A 304-nucleotide genomic window follows, 5' to 3' on the forward strand; every position below is an offset into this window, starting at 1 on the left:
CTTGAACGGCACCGGCACGCTGACCAGTGGCACCTGAGGCAATGCCGCCAGGTCGACCCGTCCCAGCCACCAGGCCACGATAAAGCCCAGGGTCAGGCCGATGACAATCGAGCCCAGGCGCAGGAACGGGTTATTGAAGCGGTTGAGCACCACGATGGTCAGCAATACCAGGGCTGCCAGCCCCATATTGCTGGCCGCGCCCAAGTCGGCGGCGCCGTAGCCGCCGGCCATGTCGGTGACGGCGACCTTGATCAGCGACAGGCCCATCAAGGTGATGATGGTGCCGGTGACCACCGGGGTAATC

At 64.8% G+C, this 304-nt stretch carries 1 protein-coding gene; it reads right to left on the reverse strand.

Annotated features, from left to right (window positions below):
* On the reverse strand, positions 1-304 hold a 304-nt coding region (locus MTCD1_RS18865), incomplete at both ends, for a solute carrier family 23 protein (RefSeq protein ID WP_305764593.1).

Source organism: Colwellia marinimaniae, assembly GCF_002207865.1.
Lineage (GTDB): Bacteria > Pseudomonadota > Gammaproteobacteria > Enterobacterales > Alteromonadaceae > Colwellia > Colwellia marinimaniae.